At 69.5% G+C, this 19,116-nt stretch carries 19 protein-coding genes; 9 read left to right on the plus strand and 10 right to left on the minus strand.

The window, feature by feature from the left end; all coding sequences use genetic code 11:
• The first annotated feature begins 59 nt into the window (after window positions 1–59).
• On the plus strand, window positions 60–1,454 hold the full coding sequence (locus ACYVIP_RS11725) for an MFS transporter (RefSeq protein ID WP_460395131.1): 1,395 nt from the start codon (window positions 60–62) through the stop codon (window positions 1,452–1,454).
• Here the strand turns inward: ACYVIP_RS11725 and ACYVIP_RS11730 are convergent.
• Genes ACYVIP_RS11730 through ACYVIP_RS11740 form a run of 3 tightly spaced genes read right to left on the minus strand, consistent with a single transcriptional unit; the run spans window position 1,405 to window position 6,415 of the window.
• Complete coding sequence (locus ACYVIP_RS11730; protein WP_460395133.1) at window positions 1,405–3,174, minus strand: ABC transporter ATP-binding protein; 1,770 nt, start codon at window positions 3,172–3,174, stop codon at window positions 1,405–1,407. The genes ACYVIP_RS11725 and ACYVIP_RS11730 overlap by 50 nt on opposite strands.
• Window positions 3,171–5,720, minus strand: a complete 2,550-nt coding sequence (locus ACYVIP_RS11735) for an ABC transporter ATP-binding protein/permease (protein ID WP_460395135.1) — start codon at window positions 5,718–5,720, stop codon at window positions 3,171–3,173. Before ACYVIP_RS11735 ends, ACYVIP_RS11730 begins: the two co-directional genes overlap by 4 nt.
• Entirely contained in the window at window positions 5,720–6,415 is a 696-nt protein-coding gene (locus ACYVIP_RS11740) for a TetR/AcrR family transcriptional regulator (RefSeq protein ID WP_460395137.1), read from the minus strand. The genes ACYVIP_RS11735 and ACYVIP_RS11740 overlap by 1 nt, the downstream gene beginning before the upstream one ends.
• 97 nt (window positions 6,416–6,512) lie before the next feature.
• Here ACYVIP_RS11740 and ACYVIP_RS11745 point away from each other — a divergent pair, with 97 nt between their 5' ends.
• Window positions 6,513–7,688 (plus strand): ATP-binding protein, encoded by a 1,176-nt coding sequence (locus ACYVIP_RS11745; protein ID WP_460395139.1) that lies wholly within the window; start codon window positions 6,513–6,515, stop codon window positions 7,686–7,688.
• The gene (locus tag ACYVIP_RS11750; protein WP_460395141.1) at window positions 7,685–8,752 is read left to right on the plus strand and encodes a ParA family protein; all 1,068 of its coding nucleotides are present in this window, start codon (window positions 7,685–7,687) and stop codon (window positions 8,750–8,752) included. Before ACYVIP_RS11745 ends, ACYVIP_RS11750 begins: the two co-directional genes overlap by 4 nt.
• Before the next feature lie 63 nt (window positions 8,753–8,815).
• Here the strand turns inward: ACYVIP_RS11750 and ACYVIP_RS11755 are convergent, their stop codons facing one another.
• The 3 genes from ACYVIP_RS11755 to ACYVIP_RS11765 are packed head-to-tail and all read right to left on the minus strand — an operon-like array spanning window position 8,816 to window position 11,590.
• On the minus strand, window positions 8,816–9,472 hold the full coding sequence (locus tag ACYVIP_RS11755; protein ID WP_460395143.1) for a response regulator: 657 nt from the start codon (window positions 9,470–9,472) through the stop codon (window positions 8,816–8,818).
• The gene (locus ACYVIP_RS11760; protein WP_460395145.1) at window positions 9,454–10,542 is read right to left on the minus strand and encodes a histidine kinase; all 1,089 of its coding nucleotides are present in this window, start codon (window positions 10,540–10,542) and stop codon (window positions 9,454–9,456) included. Before ACYVIP_RS11760 ends, ACYVIP_RS11755 begins: the two co-directional genes overlap by 19 nt.
• On the minus strand, window positions 10,535–11,590 hold the full coding sequence (locus tag ACYVIP_RS11765; RefSeq protein ID WP_460395147.1) for a sensor histidine kinase: 1,056 nt from the start codon (window positions 11,588–11,590) through the stop codon (window positions 10,535–10,537). The genes ACYVIP_RS11760 and ACYVIP_RS11765 overlap by 8 nt, the downstream gene beginning before the upstream one ends.
• A gap of 209 nt (window positions 11,591–11,799) precedes the next feature.
• Between ACYVIP_RS11765 and ACYVIP_RS11770 the strand changes: the two genes are divergently transcribed.
• Entirely contained in the window at window positions 11,800–12,195 is a 396-nt protein-coding gene (locus ACYVIP_RS11770; RefSeq protein WP_460395149.1) for a peptidoglycan-binding domain-containing protein, read from the plus strand.
• Between the two features lie 69 nt (window positions 12,196–12,264).
• Here ACYVIP_RS11770 and ACYVIP_RS11775 read toward each other — a convergent pair whose 3' ends face one another.
• On the minus strand, window positions 12,265–12,663 hold the full coding sequence (locus ACYVIP_RS11775; protein ID WP_460395151.1) for a helix-turn-helix domain-containing protein: 399 nt from the start codon (window positions 12,661–12,663) through the stop codon (window positions 12,265–12,267).
• A 232-nt stretch (window positions 12,664–12,895) separates the two neighbouring features.
• The gene (locus ACYVIP_RS11780; RefSeq protein ID WP_460395153.1) at window positions 12,896–13,195 is read right to left on the minus strand and encodes a hypothetical protein; all 300 of its coding nucleotides are present in this window, start codon (window positions 13,193–13,195) and stop codon (window positions 12,896–12,898) included.
• Between the two features lie 55 nt (window positions 13,196–13,250).
• Here ACYVIP_RS11780 and ACYVIP_RS11785 point away from each other — a divergent pair, with 55 nt between their 5' ends.
• From ACYVIP_RS11785 to ACYVIP_RS11795, 3 genes are read left to right on the plus strand one after another with little or no spacing between them, the layout of a single operon-like run.
• Entirely contained in the window at window positions 13,251–14,180 is a 930-nt protein-coding gene (locus ACYVIP_RS11785; RefSeq protein WP_460395155.1) for a helix-turn-helix domain-containing protein, read from the plus strand.
• Window positions 14,181–14,196: 16 nt separating this feature from the next.
• Window positions 14,197–14,394: a DUF397 domain-containing protein gene (locus tag ACYVIP_RS11790; protein ID WP_460395225.1), complete on the plus strand. Its 198-nt coding sequence runs from the start codon at window positions 14,197–14,199 to the stop codon at window positions 14,392–14,394.
• Between the two features lie 44 nt (window positions 14,395–14,438).
• The gene (locus ACYVIP_RS11795; protein WP_460395157.1) at window positions 14,439–14,888 is read left to right on the plus strand and encodes a cupin domain-containing protein; all 450 of its coding nucleotides are present in this window, start codon (window positions 14,439–14,441) and stop codon (window positions 14,886–14,888) included.
• Here the strand turns inward: ACYVIP_RS11795 and ACYVIP_RS11800 are convergent.
• Window positions 14,885–15,472 (minus strand): nucleotidyltransferase domain-containing protein, encoded by a 588-nt coding sequence (locus ACYVIP_RS11800; protein ID WP_460395159.1) that lies wholly within the window; start codon window positions 15,470–15,472, stop codon window positions 14,885–14,887. The genes ACYVIP_RS11795 and ACYVIP_RS11800 overlap by 4 nt on opposite strands.
• 86 nt (window positions 15,473–15,558) lie before the next feature.
• Between ACYVIP_RS11800 and ACYVIP_RS11805 the strand changes: the two genes are divergently transcribed.
• Complete coding sequence (locus tag ACYVIP_RS11805; RefSeq protein ID WP_460395161.1) at window positions 15,559–16,788, plus strand: serine hydrolase domain-containing protein; 1,230 nt, start codon at window positions 15,559–15,561, stop codon at window positions 16,786–16,788.
• Between the two features lie 46 nt (window positions 16,789–16,834).
• Here ACYVIP_RS11805 and ACYVIP_RS11810 read toward each other — a convergent pair whose 3' ends face one another.
• Entirely contained in the window at window positions 16,835–17,701 is an 867-nt protein-coding gene (locus ACYVIP_RS11810) for a peptidoglycan-binding protein (RefSeq protein ID WP_460395163.1), read from the minus strand.
• A 122-nt stretch (window positions 17,702–17,823) separates the two neighbouring features.
• Between ACYVIP_RS11810 and ACYVIP_RS11815 the strand changes: the two genes are divergently transcribed.
• A complete protein-coding gene (locus ACYVIP_RS11815) occupies window positions 17,824–19,116 on the plus strand; it encodes a cation:proton antiporter (RefSeq protein ID WP_460395165.1) in 1,293 nt (430 codons plus the stop codon).

Below are 19,116 nucleotides of genomic sequence, written 5' to 3' on the forward strand. Positions count from 1 at the left end.
CCTTCCGCATGCCCTAACTGTAACTATAACAGTGGCAGTAAAGCCGAGGAGACCATCGCATGACATCCACGACCGAACGCACCGGCTCCGGGCTGACGCTGTTGGCGGTGCTGCTGCCGGCGGTGCTGGTCACGGTCATCGCCAGCGACATGGTCAACCTCATGCTGCCCTCGATCGGCGCGGAGTTCGGCGCGTCGGAGGCGGAGCTGGCGTGGGTGGTCACCGGCTTCCTGCTGGTGTTCGCCATCGGGATCCCCCTGTACGGCCGCATTTCCGACCGGGTGAGCCTGCGTCGGCTGTTCGGGTTCGCCCTGGTGACCTATGCCGCCGGGAGCCTGGTCTGCGCGCTCGCTCCGGACCTGCTCGTGCTGGTCCTCGGCCGCATCGTGATGGGCACGGGCGCGGCCGCGCTGCCGGTGCTCTCGATCATCGCGGTCACCCGGTTGCTGCCGGAGGACAAGCGCGGGATGGGCATCGGCGTCGTCTCCTCGGCCACCGGGGTCGGCACCGCCGCCGGGCCGGCCATCGGCGGCGGGCTCGGTCAGGCGTTCGGCTGGCCGGCGCTGTTCTGGCTCATGTTCGTGGTCGCACTGGTCCTGCTGCCCGCCGCACTGCGCGTGCTGCCGGGCCGGCCGCCGGCGGGGACCGCGCGGTTCGACCTTCCCGGCGGCATCCTGCTCGGCCTGGCCGCCGGCCTGGTGCTGTTCGGCATCACCCAGGCGCAGGCCGGCGGCGTCGGCGCGCTGTCGTCCTGGGGCAGCCTGGTGGTGGCGGTCGTGGCGTTCACGCTGTTCTGGTGGCGCACCGTGCGGGTCGCGCATCCGTTCGTGCCGCCGGCGTTGTTCACCAACCGGGTCTACCGGGCGGCGGTCATCGTCCTGGCCCTGGCCATGATCGTCAACCTCGGCGCGTTGGTGAACGTGGCGCTGCAGGTGGTGGACGTCAACGGGCTCACCCCGGGTGCGGGCGCGCTGGTGATGATCCCGGCCGGGGTCGCCGTGGCCGTGCTCTCGCCGGTGATCGGGCGGCTCGCCGACCGGGTCGGCACCCGGGCGCTGGTGATCACCGGTCTCACGCTCATGGGGCTGTTCGCGCTGTTCCTGTCGAGCTTCACCGCCGGCACCTCGGCGATCCCCGCCGGGATCGGCATGCTCGGGCTCAGCGTCGGGTTCATCGTGGTGATCACCCCGATCATCAGCGCGGCGGCCGGCGCGTTGCCCGGTGATCAGGTCGGCGTCGGTCTCGGCATCCTGCAGGGGACCCAGTTCCTCGGCGCGGGCGCCGGTCCGGCGTTGTTCGGGGTACTGGTGACCGCGCGGCAGCACAGCGGCGCCGGCGCGGTCAACCCGCTCTACGCCGGGCCAGGAGGCGCCTTCTCCGACGCCTTCCTGGTCATGGCGGTGGTCATCGTTCCCGCGTTGCTGGTCGCGTTCCGGATGCGCCCGACGCGGTGACGTGCCAGTCGGCGGCTTCCTGTTGCTGGCGCCAGAATTCGGCGAACCGGCCGCCGGCGGCGCGTAGCGCGTCGACCGTGCCGTCCTCGACGACGCGGCCCTCGTCGAGGAACAGCACGCGGTCGGCGTGGCTGATGCTGGTGAGCCGGTGCGCCACGATCACCCGGGTGCGGGTCCGGGCGTCCTCGGCGATGGCCCGCACCACCGCGGTCTCGTTCTCCGTGTCCAGCGCGCTGGTCGCCTCGTCGATGAGCAGTACCGGCGCGGGTTTGAGCAGTGCGCGGGCGATGCTGACCCGTTGCCGTTCGCCGCCGGACAGCGCGGCCCCGGCCTCGCCGGTGACCGTGTGCTCGCCGTCGGGCAGCCGCTCGGTGATCTCGTCGACCCTGGCCAGGCGCGACGCGGTGGCGTAGTCGTCCGCGTCGGCGTCCTGGTGGCCGGCGAGCACGTTGTCCCGCACCGTGCCGTCGAACAGGTACGGGTGCTGGAACACGACGCTGGTGAGCGCCCGGCGGGTGTCGGCGTCGAGGGTCGCGGCGTCCACCCCGTCGACCAGCACCCGCCCGCTCGCCGGCCGGTGCAGCCCGGCGATGAGCGCCAGCACGGTGCTCTTGCCGGCGCCGGACGGGCCGACGATGGCCGTGGTGGTGCCGGGCTCGATGGCGAGGCTGAGCCGGTCGAACACCGGCCGGTCCGTGCCGTGGGCGAAGGTGACCGCGTCGAACTCGATCCGCGGCGCGGTGTCGGCCGGCACGGTCGCGGTGCCCGTGTCGGCGACCGGCGCGTCGAGCACGGCGCGGATGCGCTCGATCGTCGTGCGGATGGTGCCGAGCGCGGGGGCCAGTTCGCCGAGCGTGCTGACCGGCTCCAGATACCGGGCGATCACCACGATGAGCGCGACGGCCTCCGGCGCGGTCAGCGCCCCGTCGACCGCCAGCAGGGCGGTGGTGCCCGCCAGGCCGATCAGGGCGACCTGGCTGACGACGCTGAACAGCAGCTGTCCCGGGATCTGCATGAGCACCAGCCGCAGCGTGGCGCTGTGCTGTGCGGCCAGCGCCGCGCCCGCGCCGCTGCGGGTGGCGGCCACCCGGCGGGCGGCGCGCAGTGCCTGCTGGGTGCGGGCGAACTCGACGATCCGTTCGGTCAGCGTGCTGTTGGCCTCGGCGGCGACCCCGTCGGCGGCGCGTGTCGCGCGCCCGGCCGCCGCCAGCGCGCCGAACAGCAGCGGCACCCCGGCCAGCGCGGCCAGCCCGAGCGGCAACGAGACCGGCAGCAGCGCGAATGCGATCGCCGCCGGCAACAGCACCGCGCCCAGCAGCGGGGTGAGCAGGTTGACCACGAGCCCGACCAGGTCCGGCCCGGTCGCCGCGACGGCCTGGCGGGCGGTCGCCGTGGTGGTCGCGGTGAACCAGGCCAGCCGGATGCGGGTGAGCCGGTCGGCGAGGTCGTGCTGCACGGTGTCCAGCACGGCGAACCCGAGGTCGAAGCCGAGCCTGGCGGTGCGCGCGTCGACGGCCCAGCCGGCCACGGTGACGGCGGTGAGCGCGCCCAGCCAGGGCAGGGCGTCGTCGGGCGTGCGGCCGAACAGTGCGCCGACCAGCGGCACGAGCAGCACAGCGCCGATCGCGCGCAGTACCACCGAGACGATCGCGAGCGCGGTGTACACGCGGACCGTGCCCCGGCGGTGCGGCGGGATCAACCGCAGGTAGGTGCGGATCATCGGAGTGCCCCTTCGACCGTGGTGGCGGCGCGGGACTCCCAGAGCCGGTGGTAGCGGCCGCGTGCGGTGAGCAGTGCGTCGTGGGTGCCGGTCTCGGCGACGCGGCCGTGGTCGAGCACGACGATCCGGTCGGCGTCGGTGATCGTGTGCAGCCGGTGGGCGACGACCAGCACGGTGCGGTTGCCGGCCAGGCGGCTGAGGGCCTGCTGTACCTGGTACTCGGATTCCGGGTCGGCGAACGCGGTGGCCTCGTCGAGGATCAGCACCGGCGCGTCGGCGAGGATCGCGCGGGCGATCGTGAGCCGTTGTCGTTCGCCGCCGGAGAGCCCGCCGCCGCCGTCGAGCACGGTGTCGTATCCGGCCGGTAGCGCCAGGATCCGGTCGTGCAGGTGGGCGGCGGTGGCGGCGGCCACCACGTCGGCGGTGCCGGCGTCGGGCACGGCGAGCGCGATGTTGTCGTGGACGGTGCCGTGCACGAGTTGGGCGTCCTGGAACACGAACCCGACCCGCGCGTACAGCTCGTCGGCGGTGAGCGAGCGGATGTCCTGGCCGCCGACGCGGATCGCGCCGCCGTCGACGTCGTGGAACCGCGCGAGCAACCCGGCCAGCGTCGACTTGCCCGAACCGGACGGGCCGACCAACGCGGTCACCGTGCCGGGTTCGAGTGTCAGGCTGATGCCCGTGATCACCGGCACGTCCGGCCGGTAGCCGAAGGTCACGTCGTCGAACTCGACCAGTCCTTGCGCGGCACCGGTCCCCGGGTGCTCCTGGGTCGCCAACTCCCGCTCGTCGAGCACGACGCTGAGCCGCCGGGCGGCCAGGAGTCCGTCGCGGATTCCGCCGAGCCCGTAACCGATGCCGAGCAGGCGTGCGCCGAACGTGGTGCCCAGCAACAGGAACGGCAACAGGTCCAGCGGTGCCATGCTGCCCGAGGTGACCAGCGGCGTGCCGGTGGCGGCGATGAGCCACAGGAAGGTCATCGGCCGGGTGGCGAGGTCCATCACGGTTTTCTTGCCGGTGAACGGCCGCTGCCACTCGCCGAGGAAGGTGACGTACTCGTCGAGCCTGCGGCGGAAGGTGGCGGCGGTCGCGCCGCCGAACACCCGGATCACCGGCTGGCCCTCCAGGTAGGCGGCGGCCTCGCCGGACATCCGGTCCGCGAACCGGTTGGCCTGACCGATCTTCTGGCCGGACTGCATGATCATGACGGTCATGCTGACCAGGTAGACGAGCACCGGGAGGAACAGAACCAGCGCGAGCCGCCAGTCCACCGCGAACAGGTACCCGAGCACCGCGACCGGCGCGACGACCGCCGCGACCGCGTCCGGCACCGCGTGGGTGACCAGGTAGTGCAGCGACAGGGTGTCGTCCTGGACGAGCTTCTTGACCGACCCGGAGCCGCGTTCGGTGAACCAGCCGAGGGGGAGCCGGGCGAGCTTGTCCAGCAGCCGGACGCGAAGGTCGCGTTCGAACCGGGCGTCGACCAGGTGTAGCCAGAGCAGCAACGCCGAGCCGAGCACCGCGCCCGCGCCGAGCAGGCCCAGCGCCCATGCACCGACAGTCCACAGTTGACTTGTTGCCGCGCCCACGACCAGCAGCCGCGCCAGGTCCACCAGGAGCACGAACGGGGCGAGCTGGAGGAGCGTCACCAGTGCCTGGCAGATCCCGGCGAGCAGCAGCGTGCGCTTCAGCGGCGCGAGCAGCCGGCCGGCGGCCTGCGCGCGCCACGAGCCGGCGGCGGCGCGGGCCGACGGCGCTGGTTGTGGTGCGGGGGCTGGCTTTTCGCGCTTCTCGGTCCTGTCGTCGCGCAGCTTTCCCATGGCGCGGCCGTGGATCCAGTACGCGCGGGCGTGCACTTCGGACTTCGGGAAGCCGAACTCGTCCTTGAGCCGGGCGCGCACGTGTTTGAGGGTGGTGGATTCGGGGGCGGCCCAGGCCTGCCAGTCCGACCAGTCGCGGGCCTCGATGGCGGCGGCGAGTGCCCGCCCGTCACCGCGCGGCACCCAGTGGGTGCGCAGCCTGGGGTGCGCGGTGATCGGCAGTTCCCGGTCGGCGTCGTCGTGCAGCTCCAGATACAACTCGACTGGCATGTCCTTCGGTACGACCGCGAGAATCCCGTTGATCGCCGGCGTCGACGCGGCATCGCCGACCAGCAGGTACCCGAGGGGAAGTTCGTCCGGCACCGCGAACCGGTCCGATCCCAGCGAGGTGACACTGATCGTCGCGCCCGGCCGCACGTCCACCGCCCACTGGGAAGCGGGCCCGGCGGGCTCGTGCAGCACGACGTCGATCGCGAAGTGTCCGGTGGCCTCGTCGGCGTCGCTGATCGTGTAGGCGCGCTGGAACTCGGTGTCGGACCCGGCGGGGTCGGGGAACCAGAACCGCAGCCACCCGGTCGGCTCCACCACCACCTCGTCGAACAATGTCGCCGAGTGCAGCCGCACCCGAACCAGCTGCGGTGCGCGCCGGGTCGTCGCGACCACGGTCGCCTCGTGGTCCCGCGCGCCGAAGCCGCGCAGGACCGCACCCTGAAAACCGCGAGCCATTACCAGTTTCCTTCCAGTCCACCGAGTTCGGCGAGGAACTCGGCCACCGGCCGTCCCGGCGGGGCGACCGCGAGCAGGCCCCGGATCGCGGCGGTGAGGATCAGCCGAGCGAAGTCGTCCGGGGTCACCGGGGGCAGTGTCGTGTGCGCGCCCCCGAAACGGGCGGCGAGGTGGGTGACCACGGCGGTGCGTTCGTCGGCGTAGCCGGTGCTCGACGCCGCGTCGGCCTCCCGTTCCTCGGCGACCGCGGTCCCGATCGCGAGCGAGGCGACGGCGCCACTGAGGACGATCGCCGCGTCGGTGGCGTAGCCGCGGCGTTCGAGCATGGTGATCTCGTCGGCGAGCAGGCGGGTGCCGGCGTCGCCGCGGGGGAACAGTACCTGGAGGTAGGAGGCCAGACCGGGGTGGGCGAGCACGAAGGCCCGCAGCTGACCGGCGAAGGAGAGCAGGTGGTGGGGGAGGTCGTGGGTGGGGTCGTCGTGAAGGGTCAGCTCGGCGAGGAAGCTCTCGCCGACGAGGCGCTCCAGCGCCCAGCGGCCCTGGATGTGGCGGTAGAGCGCGGTCGCGGACACCCCCAGCTCAACGGCGACTGCGTTGACGGACAGGCGCGCCATGCCCAGCCGCCTGCCGGCGGCCAGGATGTCGTCGACCTGGATGAGCGGCCGTCTGCCGCCTGTCCGCGCCGAGGAACCCACGATCCACTCCGTTCACCTAAGTTGCACCCCATAACTTAGGCTAGCCTTGCCTGGTGGGCAAGCGGCAAGCTTGATCGCGGTCTGTCAGTATGTGCATATGGGTGACGACCTTGCTGTAACGCTCGGTGCTGAGGAGACTCCATGCCTTGAGTTCAAGCGGACCGCGGATGCGAAAACAGTGCGCCAGGCTATTTGTGCTTTTGCGAATGATCTGCCCAATCTGGGTGGTGGCGATCTCCTGATTGGGGTCACTGACCGGGGTGTCGCGCTGGATGATGTCGACACGTCGGACGGGACGCTGCTCGCGCTCACCGACAATCGCGATAACGGCAAGATTATTGACAGGCCTTCTCTTGTGGTGTGCAAGGCGACGTTCAAGGGAAAGTCCATTGTGCATATCCGGGTGGAGGCGTCGAGTTCTCCACCGGTCAGGCTCGATGGCACTGTATGGGTTCGGCCGGGGCCGACCACGCGTCGCGCTACTCGAGACGATGAGCGTGTGCTCTCCGAGCGACGTAGGTTTCGCGATGGTCCGTTCGACACCCGTCCGTACGTGGGCGCCACCGTCGATGACATAGATATTCGACGTTTTCGGAACGATGTGCTCCCTGCGTTTGTGTCTCCTGAAGTTCTGGAAGAGAACGAACGGCCGGTTGAGCTACAGTTGGCGTCGATCAAGGTGGCCAGTCCGGAGCGGGTGCCGACAAATATGGGTCTACTCCTGATCGGCCTCAATCCAACGGGGTTCATCCCGGGTGCATATATCCAATTGGTCCGCTATACCGGAACCGGGGTCGATAGTGCGGTAATTGATGCCCAGGAGTTGCGTGGCAATGTGCTTGACTCGGTTGACCGGTTGCAGTCGATGTTGCTGGGGCATCTGCATACCACAATTGAGGCAACCGGCGCATTTACCGAGCGCAATCGGCCGGACTATCCGATAGAGGCGCTTCGTGAGGCGTGCATGAACGCAATTATTCACCGCAATTATGAGAGTTCTCATGCGCCGGTGCGCATCGCCTGGTTCGAGGATCGTATAGAAATAACCAATCCCGGTGGCCCGTACGGCGCGGTACGTTCCGACAATTTTGAAAGCAGAAACGACTATCGCAATCCATCGTTGGCTGGCGCAATGAAAGAACTGGGTTTTGTGAACCGGTTCGGCCGGGGCATTGGTAGGATGCAAGGGGTGTTGAGCGCCAACGGAAATCCGCCAGCGGAGTTTGACGTGGACGATTCCTCCTGGCTGGTACTGATGCGGAGGGCTCAGTGATCGCACTTGCGCTGTTCAACAACAAGGGGGGCGTGGGTAAGACCACGCTGACATACCATCTGGCCCACATGTACCAGCGCCTGGGTGTTCGAGTTCTTGCCGTTGACCTGGATCCGCAGTCGAATCTCACCGCGGCGTTCCTTCCCGAGGACGACCTGGCCACCTTGTGGAGTGAGCCGGAGTCTCCTGCCTGGCGAGAGAGTCGGCGGCAGTTGGATATCTTCCCTTCGGCGGTTTCCACCGAAACCGGTACGATAGCGCAGTCTGTCCAGCCAATTATGGATGGTCTCGGCGACATAAAACACTTCTCGCCGGTGCGAATCGCCGATGGGCTGGCGCTGGTTGCTGGCGACTTGGGACTGAGCGCCTTTGAGGAGAAATTGTCGGACGCCTGGCCGCGAAGTTTCCTTGGCAAGGATCAAGCGGCTATACGCACCACCACGGCATTTTACCGGATTATCGATGAGGCGGCTCGTGCGGCCGACGCGGAACTGATCCTTATTGATGTCGGCCCGAATCTTGGTGCTATAAATCGAGCCGCGCTGCTGGCGGCGGACGCTGTCCTGATGCCGCTGGCCGCTGATCTGTTTTCGTTGCGTGGGCTGCGAAATCTGGGGCCGACGCTGAGGGAGTGGCGAGCGATCTGGCAGGACACGGTCCTGCCGACGGTTCCCTCGAGGATCCCTGCGCCTCGGGGGACGATGTCTCCGTTGGGATATGTCATTATGCAGCCGACTATGCGACTCGACCGTCCGGTCAAAGCTTACCGACGATGGCTGACCAGGATACCAAGCGTTTTTGAGACGGCGGTCCTGGGGCAAGCAGATGGCGTGTCTTCTGGGGACGAATACGAGATTGCCACGCTGAAGAACTATCAGAGTCTGATGCCGCTCGCACACGATGCGCGTAAGCCAATGTTTGACCTTCGCTCCGCTGATGGGGCGATCGGTAGCACGCAGTCCTATGTCCAACGTTGTTACGCGGACTTCAAGAATCTTGCCGAGAAGGTCGCTGTTCGACTCAACCGACTTGACGGCCAAGACGTATTGCGGTTGTCGAGTTAGCTGGAGTGTCGACGGTGCTGGAGGGCGCCGCCCAAGTGCGGCTGCCGTACTCGCCCTGTAGTACTAGAGCTCGTCGAGATGCACCAAGCCGTCCTGGATGGCCCTGGCGACCAGGGCCGCCTTGGTCGGGGCCTCCCGGCCGGCGTTGGCGTACTTGATCCGGACCCGGTTGATGTAGGTGTTCACCGAGCTCACCGAGAGGTTGAGCTTGCGGGCCACCATCTCCTTGGACTCCGAGGCGAACCAGTTCACCAGCACGTCGACCTCCCGCGGTGTGAGGCGCGGCCGGTCGTGCCGGGCGTCGTCTCCGATGGCTCTCGCCAGGGACGGTGGCGTGTACGGCAGGTTCGCGGCGGCGGCGCGGATCGCCGCGATCAGGTGTACCGGGCCCTCCGCCTTCGTCAGGTACACGAACGCGCCGATGTCGATACAGGTCAGCGCGGTGTCCCGGTCCTCACGCATCGTGTACACGACCACCTGCCGGCCCACGTCGACGAGTCGGCGCAGGTCGCCGTAGACCGGGACCGCGCCCGTGAGCTGGAGGTCGAGCACCACCACATCGGCCGAGCCACCCGGCGCGGTCCACGCGACCCCGACACTCGCGCCGGAGTCGACGATCCGGATGGACTGCTCCGCGGCGGCGCACCACGCCTCGATGCCGGCGATGGTCGCCGGGTGGTCGTCGATGACCACCACCGTGATCAGGCCCCCGTCTGCCACATCGCCTCCACCCAGTGTCGGCCGTCCTGTGCGAGCCGGGTGACCGTCACCTCGCCGGCGGCCGGCAGGTCGGGCGGCGGGTCGCCGTCGGTCATCACGCTCACCGTCACCGCCGCCGGTGCGCCGATCACCGTGACCCTGGCCTGGGACTCGGCGGCCACCAACGCGCCCAGCACGGGTTCGGTCAGGGCACGACGCACCGGCAGGGGCGGTTCCGGGCGGGACCCGCACGTTCCCAGGTAGACGGTCACGCCCCGGCGCTCCGCGGTGTCGACACACGCCCGGAGCTCATGCATGAGCTGATCCGGCGCGTCGTCCCCTTCGGCGAACAGGCGGCGCAGCTGTCCCGCCGCCACCGCGCAGCGGATGCGCACCCGATCGTCCGCGGGGTCGAGCACGCCGGCCGCCAACCCGGTGAGCAGCGGCACGGTGTCCAGTCCGGCGTAGCGCTCCTGCCGGTCGCGATGCAGCCGCCCCGCCACCGCCTCGGCCGTACGCAGCCGTTCCTCGTCCCGCATGGCCTTCGCCACGGCACCCGCCATCCGGCGCAGCAGCGTGGCGGCGAACGCGATGGCGACCTGGTAGGCGAGGAACCCGGCGGTGAGGAGCAACGCGGCGACGACCGACGCGCGGCTGGACTCACCGACCACCGCCAGCAGGCCGAGGCGGGCGAGGAGATGACCGGCGAGGAAGCACACGACCGCGACGAACCCGTAGTCCAGCAACAGCAGCATCCCGGCCCAGCACACCACGCCGAACGACCACTCCGGCGCCTCGGTCAGGTACCTGGGTGGGATGCCGACCAGGGCCAGCACCGCCGCGATGAACACCACCCCGAGCAGGATCCACCGCCACCGGCCGAATGACCGTTCCCGCCAGACCACGAGCCCGATGCCGGTGAGGAGGGCGGCGAGCAGCACGAAGGCCACGAGCTCCGTCGCCGGAGAGCGGTACACCGAGACGTGCGCCAGCAGCGAGGGCAGGCTCAGGACGAACAGGTGGGCCAGGGCGATCGCCACGATGGCCAGGCGGAGCCCGCGCTGAAGCTTCGCCTCCGGCTGGTCATCCATCCGGCCACGCCAACCGGACCAGGGTGCCGACACCCGAGCGCGACGTCACCTCGGCGCGGCCACCGGCCGCCGCCATCCGTTCCATAATGGACAGTGAGATGCCCCGGTGGTGCGGCGACACCAGTTCCGGGTCGAATCCCGTGCCGTTGTCCGCGACCTCGACCACCACCCGGCCCGACCGGTGCTCTACCAGCACGGACGCGGTGTCCACCCCGGCGTGCCTGGCGACGTTGCTCAGGGCCTCGCGCACCGAGCGACAGATGGCCACGGCAGCCGTCGCCGGGATCGGCAGGGCGCCGGGAGCCGACAGGTCGGCCGCCACCGCGCCACGGTCGAGCACGTCGCCGATCAGTGGCACGAGGTCGGTTCGGCCGCTCGTTGTCGGGGTGGTCCTGGTGGCCTCGTCGAGAGCGTCCGCGAGCTGCGTGGCCAGCCACGGTTCCCGGCCGTCCACCACCCCCGTGCCGATCGCCAGCATGGTGGCCGCCGCGGTGTCGTGCATGGCGGCCAGGTGCTCACGCTCGTCGGCCCGGCGCGCGGCGGCGACCGCGGCGGCGCGCCGGGCTTCCTCGGCGTCGGCCATGATCCGGTCCCCCTCCCGAGCACCCTTGCGCACCAGTTGGTACAGGCCACGTGCCAGGACGGCCTCGCCAACCAGCCACAACACCACGAACACGGACGTCGGTGCCGTGGCCGCGCCGGCCAGGTAGCCGAGGGCGACCGCCGCCGCCGCGACGCCGCCGGCCCGGATGCCGCTGTGCAACTGCCAGGTGGCGACGGCGACCGACACCACCGCGACGACCCAGCTCGTGCTGCCGTGCAGGGCCTCGGGCGGCACGGTCCACCGCTGGGTCAGGCAGAGAGCGCCGACTACGACGGCGTCCGCGGCGAGTAGCCGGTTGCCGGCGTCGCGGGACATCAGCACGAGATAGCCGACACTCCACGCGTTCAGCGCGACGGCGGCGCCCAGGGTGGGCAGGAAGAGGTCCGCCGGCGCGATGGCGAGCGCGAGAACGCCGGCGCAGGCAGCGATTGAGATTCGCAGCACGGCGGCGCACCGACGGCCCAGCCGCCGCAGTTCCCGCTCGGCAGGCCCCACCCCCCGATGATCCCACCCACGTCCCGGGACGGCGAAGCCCACGCAGGTCGCGGCGACGGGATATCCCACCCGTCCCACCTTATTGCCGCGAGCGCCGACGGACGGAAAAAGTCGTTCAATGTCACCGACGAAATGATGCGGAAGAAAGGGGTACCAAGATGAAACGAAGGTTGGGCCTTCGGAGCACAGGCGGCTGGCTGCTTGCCGGGTTGCTCGCGATCGGTGCGGTGCTGGTCGGTCCCGGTTCGGCCACCGCCGCGAGCCCGCCGGCGGCACAGAGCGCCGCGACCGCGGCAGCGGATCCCGTTGTGCAGAGCCATTGCCGTGAGCTCAACAACCATCCGCTCACCGTGCGCGGCCAGACGAACCTCTACGTCTCCCACGCCCAGTGCCTGCTGAAGTATCACTACGGCCAGGACATCGCCGTGGACTGGATCTTCGGCCCCGCCACCGAACAAGCCGTGCGGAATGTTCAGACGGTCTGCAGGCTGCAGGTGGACGGGCAGATCGGGGACGAGACCTGGCCGGTGCTCCACAGACACGGCACGTGCTGAGTCCGAGCCGGACATGAAGGAACCGGGGGTGTCGCCGATGGCCGGCGGCACCCCCGTCCAGCTGTTCGCTCAGCGCGACAGGTGACCTGCGACGGCGGTGCGTGACCGCCCGTGGCGCCACAGGGCGCCGCCCGCCACACCGGCGAGCACGGCAACGGGAATGAGCCACCGACGCCGGACGTCGGCTTCATCCGGCTGCGGGGTGGGCGGCGGCTGGTCGTTCCCGTTGACCGCGAGCGCCCAGTACGCCAACAGCTCCTCGGCTTCCTCCCGGGTCGCGCCACACACCTTGCAGAACCGCACGAGCACCGCGCAGTTGGGCGGCACCACCTCACCACTGCAGTAGCGATGCAGCGTGGAACTGCTGACCCCGACCCGCCTGGCGAGCACCTCGTAACTCCGGTTGGTACGAACCTTCAATGCCCGCAGTCGCTCCGCGAGCTGCCCTGCCTGCTCGGACTGAAACACGTCGCCCCCTCCGGCTCAGCAACCGGTCGTCCCTCCGGCCAAACCTACGACGAGCCCGCCGGCGACGCGGTCGTCCGTTCGACCGACGACGGACTGAGAACCCGCACGTAGAATCCGCACGTAAGCACTCGGCAAGGCCCGACGAATTGTGCGACATAGGCGCGCTCTTGTGTCACACCAAGTGTCTGGCCGCTTGGTGAAGCCATGCTTTGCGGCAGCCGTGGGGCGTTTGTCAGTGAAGCGACTTGTCTCGATCGTCGGGTCGGGCGAGCTGGCTGTCGGGATTCGCTCGCAACTCCGTGATGTCCTGTCGATGTGATCGCGCCATGAGCTTCGCGCCGTCCATGACTACCCGATGTTGGGCCGCGATCTGGTCCCAGTACGTCGCGTGTCGTTCGTGCCATGCGATCCAGGTCGCCGCGGGAGCTGACGATCTCGGCGCTACCTGGTGCAGAAGCTGGATCTCGTCCAGCAGATCCCACTCGTGGTCCGGGAACTGGTGCTCTGCCGGCAATCCGTTCGACTCGGTCATGGCGGTACAGTATTGTACTGCAATACGGATTGCGATACTTCGATCGGGTGGCAGTGTGCGGTTGCTTTCTGTGACCGTCGATACTGTTTGCGTCAGTATGGCCGACTCGCTTGGCCGGGGTGAACGTGGAGGTTGGTTCGTGGCGGCAGATCGCAACCCGTCGGCGTTGCGTTGGCTCATCGGCGTTGAACTGGGGAACTACCGCAAGCGAGTCGGCCTCAAACAGGCCGATGCCGCCAGGCGGGCCGGGATCAGCGTGGGGAAGCTCTCTCACCTCGAGACGGGCGAACGGCAGCAGCGTCCGGCCGACATCGCGAAGGTGCTGCTGGCCTACGACGTTCCACGGCACGACGTCAACCGGCTGACCTCGTTGGCCGAGGTGCCCGACGAGTCGAACTGGTGGGGTGCGTGGCGCGATGTCGTGCCGGACTGGATGACCACGATCGTCGGGCTGGAGCGGCTGGCGTCCGCCGAGTTCGTGTTCGAGCCAATCCTGATCCCCGGTCTCCTGCAGACCGAGGCCTACGCACGAGAACTCAGCCAGGCCGGCAGCCGAGTGCGACCGGATCACGCCGAGCGTGTCGTCGAGGTGCGGATGGGGCGTGCGCGACGGTTGACTTCAGAGAACCCGTTGCGACTGCATGCGGCGGTCAACGAGCAGGCGCTCCGGCTCCGCGTCGGCACGCCCGAGATCAGGCTTGCCCAGTACCAACATCTACAGACGCTCGCCGAGCAGCCGAACGTCACGTTCCAGGTCGTGGTGCCAGATCGTGGTCCGCACGAGGCCGTGACTGGGCAGTTCGTCGTTCTTGACTTCGAGCAGGCGCGGCCCATCGCCTACGCGGAGGTTCAGGACGGCGCGATGTACGTCCAGCACCCCGGCGAGGTGGATACTTATCGTGAGTCCGCGCGGAGTTTGGCGGAGGTCGCTCTGTCACCGGATGACTCCATCGGCTTCATCGCTGACCTGATCGAGACACTCTGAGGAGCGCATCGTGAACATGTTGAACGTCGATGACGCCTTGTGGCGCAAGAGCAGCTACAGCGGGCAGAACGGAACGTGCGTCGAGGTCGCGGCCATTGGCTCGGTGGTCGGGATTCGTGATTCCAAGAGCGTGGTGACCGGGCAACTCGCGCTTGCCGCGAGCGGGTGGCACACGTTCGTCGATGCGGCCAAGTGCGACCGGTTCATGCCGTGAGCGGCAGGCGGCCAACCGCTGACGAGTTGCGGCGGTACTGGCAGATGACGAAGCTGCCGACGGAGGACGTGCTGTTCACCCAGACCTACGTGTCCTCGGGTAGTGGCCAGGACGGCAAACCGATCGGTACGGCGATGATCGCCATGCTCACCGATGATCCGAGTTCGTTCTCGGACATGCATCGGCTGCCGACCGACGAGATCTGGCACTTCTACCTCGGCGATCCGATCGAACTGCTGCTGCTCCACCCGGACGGCCGCGACGAGCTGATCATCCTCGGTCCGGACATCCTCGGTGGGCAGCGGGTGCAGACCACTGTCGCCAGCGGGCTCTGGATGGGTGCGCGCCTGCGGCCGGGCGGCGAGTACGGCGTCTACGGCAACACCATGGCACCCGGGTTCGTGCCGAGTGACTTCGAGGCGGGCGATCTGGCCGAGCTCACCCGGCGCTGGCCGCATCGGGCCGAGCTGATCGCCGCGATGATCCGGAACTAGCGAAGTGCCGGGAGCCAGGGGTGTTGGCCGTAGGTGTCCGTGATCGCCCGGTGTAGCCACGCGCGTTGGGTGACGGTCAGATGTGGGAGCGCGGTGGTGAAGTCCATCTCGTCCTTCGGGCGGGGTTCTTTGGCCTTGTAGAACAGTTGGATCTCCGGCGTGAGGTAGGGCGTGCCGTCCGCGCTGGTTCGGCCGAGCGCCGTGATGGGGCGGCGGACCCGGGCGTCTCGGTGGGAAACCCAGTCCGTGCCGTGTGACTCGTCGAGCATGAGCTGGATTCGCCATGGCTGGCGGCTGTTGGGCCGGCACCACACGTCGTGTACTTGTGGGGTCAGGGTTTCCTCCGGTCGCCATGGGCGCAGCACGCCGGGCGGGTCGGCCGCCCACCATTCCCAGCCGGCCAGCGCCTGCTGTGCGGCGAGTTGGTCGCGGCGTAACAGCAGGACGTCGATGTCGCCGTGTTCGCGGATCGGGTGGCCGACGGCGAGTTCGATGGCGTGCCCACCGGCGACCCACCATGGCACGGACAGGCCGGAGAACAGGGCGACGACCTCGCCAAGGGATGCTGGTTCCCAGCTGGTCATGGTGTCTCCGGTGATGGAAATCGTGTCAGGGGCGGTGTCAGCGCGGTGGCTGGCCGGCGTCAGCGGGGCGGGTGATCGTGATCGCCATGATCTCGAAGACGAACAATGACGATGTCGCGCCCGGCTGGGGAAGGGTCGCCGACGTGTTCCGCGCGAACTTCCAGGACCCCGGCGAGGTGGGCGCCGCGTGCAGTGTCTATGTGGACGGCCGGCCCGTGGTCAACCTGTGGGCCGGCCTCGCCGACCGCGCGGCGAACCGGCCATGGCGCGAGGACACCATCGCCCTGGTCGCGTCCACCACGAAGGGCGCCACCGCGATCTGCGCGCACCTGCTGGCGCAGCGCGGCGAACTGGACCTGGACGCCCCGGTGGCCGACTACTGGCCGGAGTTCGCCGCCAACGGCAAGGACCGGATCCTGGTGCGCTGGCTGCTCTCCCACCAGGCCGGGCTGCCGATCGTCGACGGTCCGTTGACCTTCGAACAGGCCTGCGCCTGGGACCCGGTCATCCGGGCACTCGAGGCGCAGCCGCCGCTGTGGCAGCCGGGCACCGAGCACGTCTATCACGGCGTCACCTTCGGCTTCCTGGTCGGGGAGCTGGTACGGCGGGTCTCCGGCAGGACCCTCGGCACGTTCTTCGCCGACGAGGTGGCCGCCCCGCTCGGGCTGAACGCCTGGATCGGACTGCCTGAGCGACACGAGGACCGGGTCGCCACCACCGAGTACGCCGCGCCGTTCAGCCTGGAGGAACTGCTCGCCGGGATGATCAGGCTGACCGGGCTCGACGCGGACACGGTCACCGCCTGGATCAACGCCGTGTGGGGCGAGGACTCGGTTCAGGCCCGCGCCGGTGAGCTCGGCGGCGCCTTCGACAACACCTCCGGCTACGAGAAGACCCGTGCCTACCGTGCGGCCGAGTTCCCGTTCGGCAACATGCTCGCCGACGCCCACTCGCTGGCCAGGATGTATGCCGCCACGGTGAGCCATGTCGACGGCCTGCGCCTGCTCGAGCCGGCGACCGTCGAGCGAATGACCGTGCTCCAGACCGACCGGACGCCGATGCACGGGCTGCCGCCGGGGCTGAACATCCCGGCCGAGCGCTCCTTCCCCATGTCGCTCGGGTTCCACCGCGCCTGCCCGCCGATGCCGATGGCCGGGCCGGGCTCGTTCGGCCACCCCGGCTCCGGCGGGTCGATCAGCTTCGCCGACCCGGACGCCGGGGTCGGCTTCGGCTACGTCACGAACCTCTGGAACTTCCGGCCGGACGACTCCCGGGCGGCCGACCTGGCCGGCGCGGTCCGGTCCTGCCTCGGCTGACGCGCGGTGCCACCCCGCCGGAATGCGGGGTGGCACCGGGGTCCGGTCAGCCGCGTTGGTACTTCTCCCACCAGGTAAGGGATACGCGGTAGGCCTCTGGCGTGTTGTCCGCGGCGTTGTTCGCCAGGCCGTTGCGGCCGTAGTAGTAGTCGTTGACCTGATCGCGGGCGGTCCGGGACATGTCCGGATCGGAGATTCCGTTGGCGTGGATGTGATACGCGAACCCGTCCGACGGCGTGCGCAGCCACGCCGCGAAACCGACGGTGCGCAACGCCCGCACGGTCTGCCACCGCTGGGTCGTGCTCATGCTGTTGACCCCGATGTCGACCACCCCGCCGCCGTCGTGGGTGCCGGCCGAGTCCGGGTTGCTCGACGTGTACGAACCCTGGGTCAGCGTCAGGTTCCAGGACAGCGTCGCGTCCGCGGCCCGCAACATGTCCGCGGTGCGGGTGTTGACCCGCCGGCCGCCGTAGGAGTCGGTGCGGGAACCGGCGGACACCGGGCGGGACACGTCGAACCTGCCGGAGCCGAGCTGGGTCAGCGACGTCCGGCCGGGGACTCCGTTGGCGTCCAGGCCGCTGTAGCCAAGACTGCGCTGCCAGGCGGCGTACGCGGTCAACGTCGAGGTGCCGAAGTGCCCGTCGGTCTGCGCGGCGGCCAGCAAACCCTTGGCGCGCAACGCCTCCTCGACCAGGAGGACGTGCGACTCGGCCCCGGGCGTGGTTCCGGTGCCGGACTTGGGCGGGTCGACCTGGCAAGCGAGCAGGACCTGTTCCATGTCGACGGTGACCAACGCGGACGCGGTCGCGTTGCCGACCACCGCCGGTACCGCGAGCGCCGCGCCGACCGCGACTCCCCGAGCGAGTAACCGGCGCCTCGAGTAGGCCGCCGGCATGTCCGGTGACTGAACCATCCGCAGACTCTCCGTTCATCCGACTCCCGCTAGATGAACCATTAACGCATAGTCACAGATGTTTGTCAGTAACAAACAGAAGTCCGGGTTTTCCCATGTAGGACCGGGGGTAGTTCACCGGGATGCCGGACGGGACCGCCCTTGTGTACCTGGCCGCCGGTGTGGCGACGCTGGCCGCTGCGGTGCTGCCCAGGGTGCTCGGCCGGGTGCCGGTGTCCCTGCCGATGGTGTTCCTCGCCGTCGGCGCGTTGGCGTTCGGCCTGATCGGACCGCTTCCGTCGGCGGACCCGCTGGGGCACAACGACTTCGTGATCCATCTGACCGAGCTGTGCGTCGTCGTGTCGCTGATGGGCGCGGGGCTCGCGTTGGACCGGCGGGTGAGCCTGCGGGGCTGGGCCTCCACCTGGCGGCTGCTCGGCATCAGCATGCCGGCGGCGATCCTCGCGGTCGCGTTGCTCGGCTGGGGGTTGCTCGGGTTCGGCGTGGCGGGCGCGTTGCTGCTGGGAGCCGTGCTCGCGCCGACCGACCCGGTGCTGGCCGCGGAGGTGCGCGCAGCGGAGCCGGCCGAGGACGAACGGGCCGACGAGGACGAGGTGCGGTTCACCCTCACCTCGGAGGCCGGGCTCAACGACGGCCTCGCCTTCCCGTTCGTCATGGCCGCGGTCGCGATCACCACGGCCGGGGTGGCGCCGGGCGGCTGGCTGGCCGAGTGGCTGCTCGTCGACGTGGTGTGGGGACTTGGCGCCGGGTGCGCGGCCGGGCTGGCGATCGGCTGGGTACTGCGCAGGCTGTTCTTCTCCGCGCGCTCGGACGCGCTGCGGCTGGCCCGGCACGCGGAGGGGTTCGTCGCGCTGGCCGCGACCCTGGTCACCTACGGCGGCACGGAGCTGATCGGCGGCTACGGCTTCGTCGCGGTGTTCGTGTGCGCGTGCACGATCCGGGCGGCGGAGCGCTCCCACGGCTACCACCGGGTCCTGCACAGCTACATCGAACAGCTGGAACGCCTGCTGACCGTGCTGGTGGTCTTCCTGCTCGGCGGGGCCGCGGTGACCGGGCTGTTCACCGGGGTCACCTGGCGGGAGGTCGCGCTGGCGCTCGCGGTGCTGTTCGTGGTCCGGCCGCTGACCGCGCTGCTCGGGCTGGTCGGCGGGCACTCCGGGCCGTGGGACCGGATCGCGATCGCGGTGTTCGGGGTGCGGGGCGTCGGTTCGCTGTTCTACGTCGCCTACGCGTTCGCGCACGGCGCGCTCGCCCCGCCGGAGACCCTGTGGCGGGTGGTGGGTCTGGTCATCGTCGGCTCGATCGTGCTGCACGGGGTGTCGGCCAGCATGGTCATGGGCTGGCTGGACCGCAGGCGCGCCGCCGCCGCGGTGCACCGCCACGGCGACCCGGAGCGGACCGACACCGCTATCTGA

The sequence above is a fragment of the Actinophytocola sediminis genome, assembly GCF_054779715.1.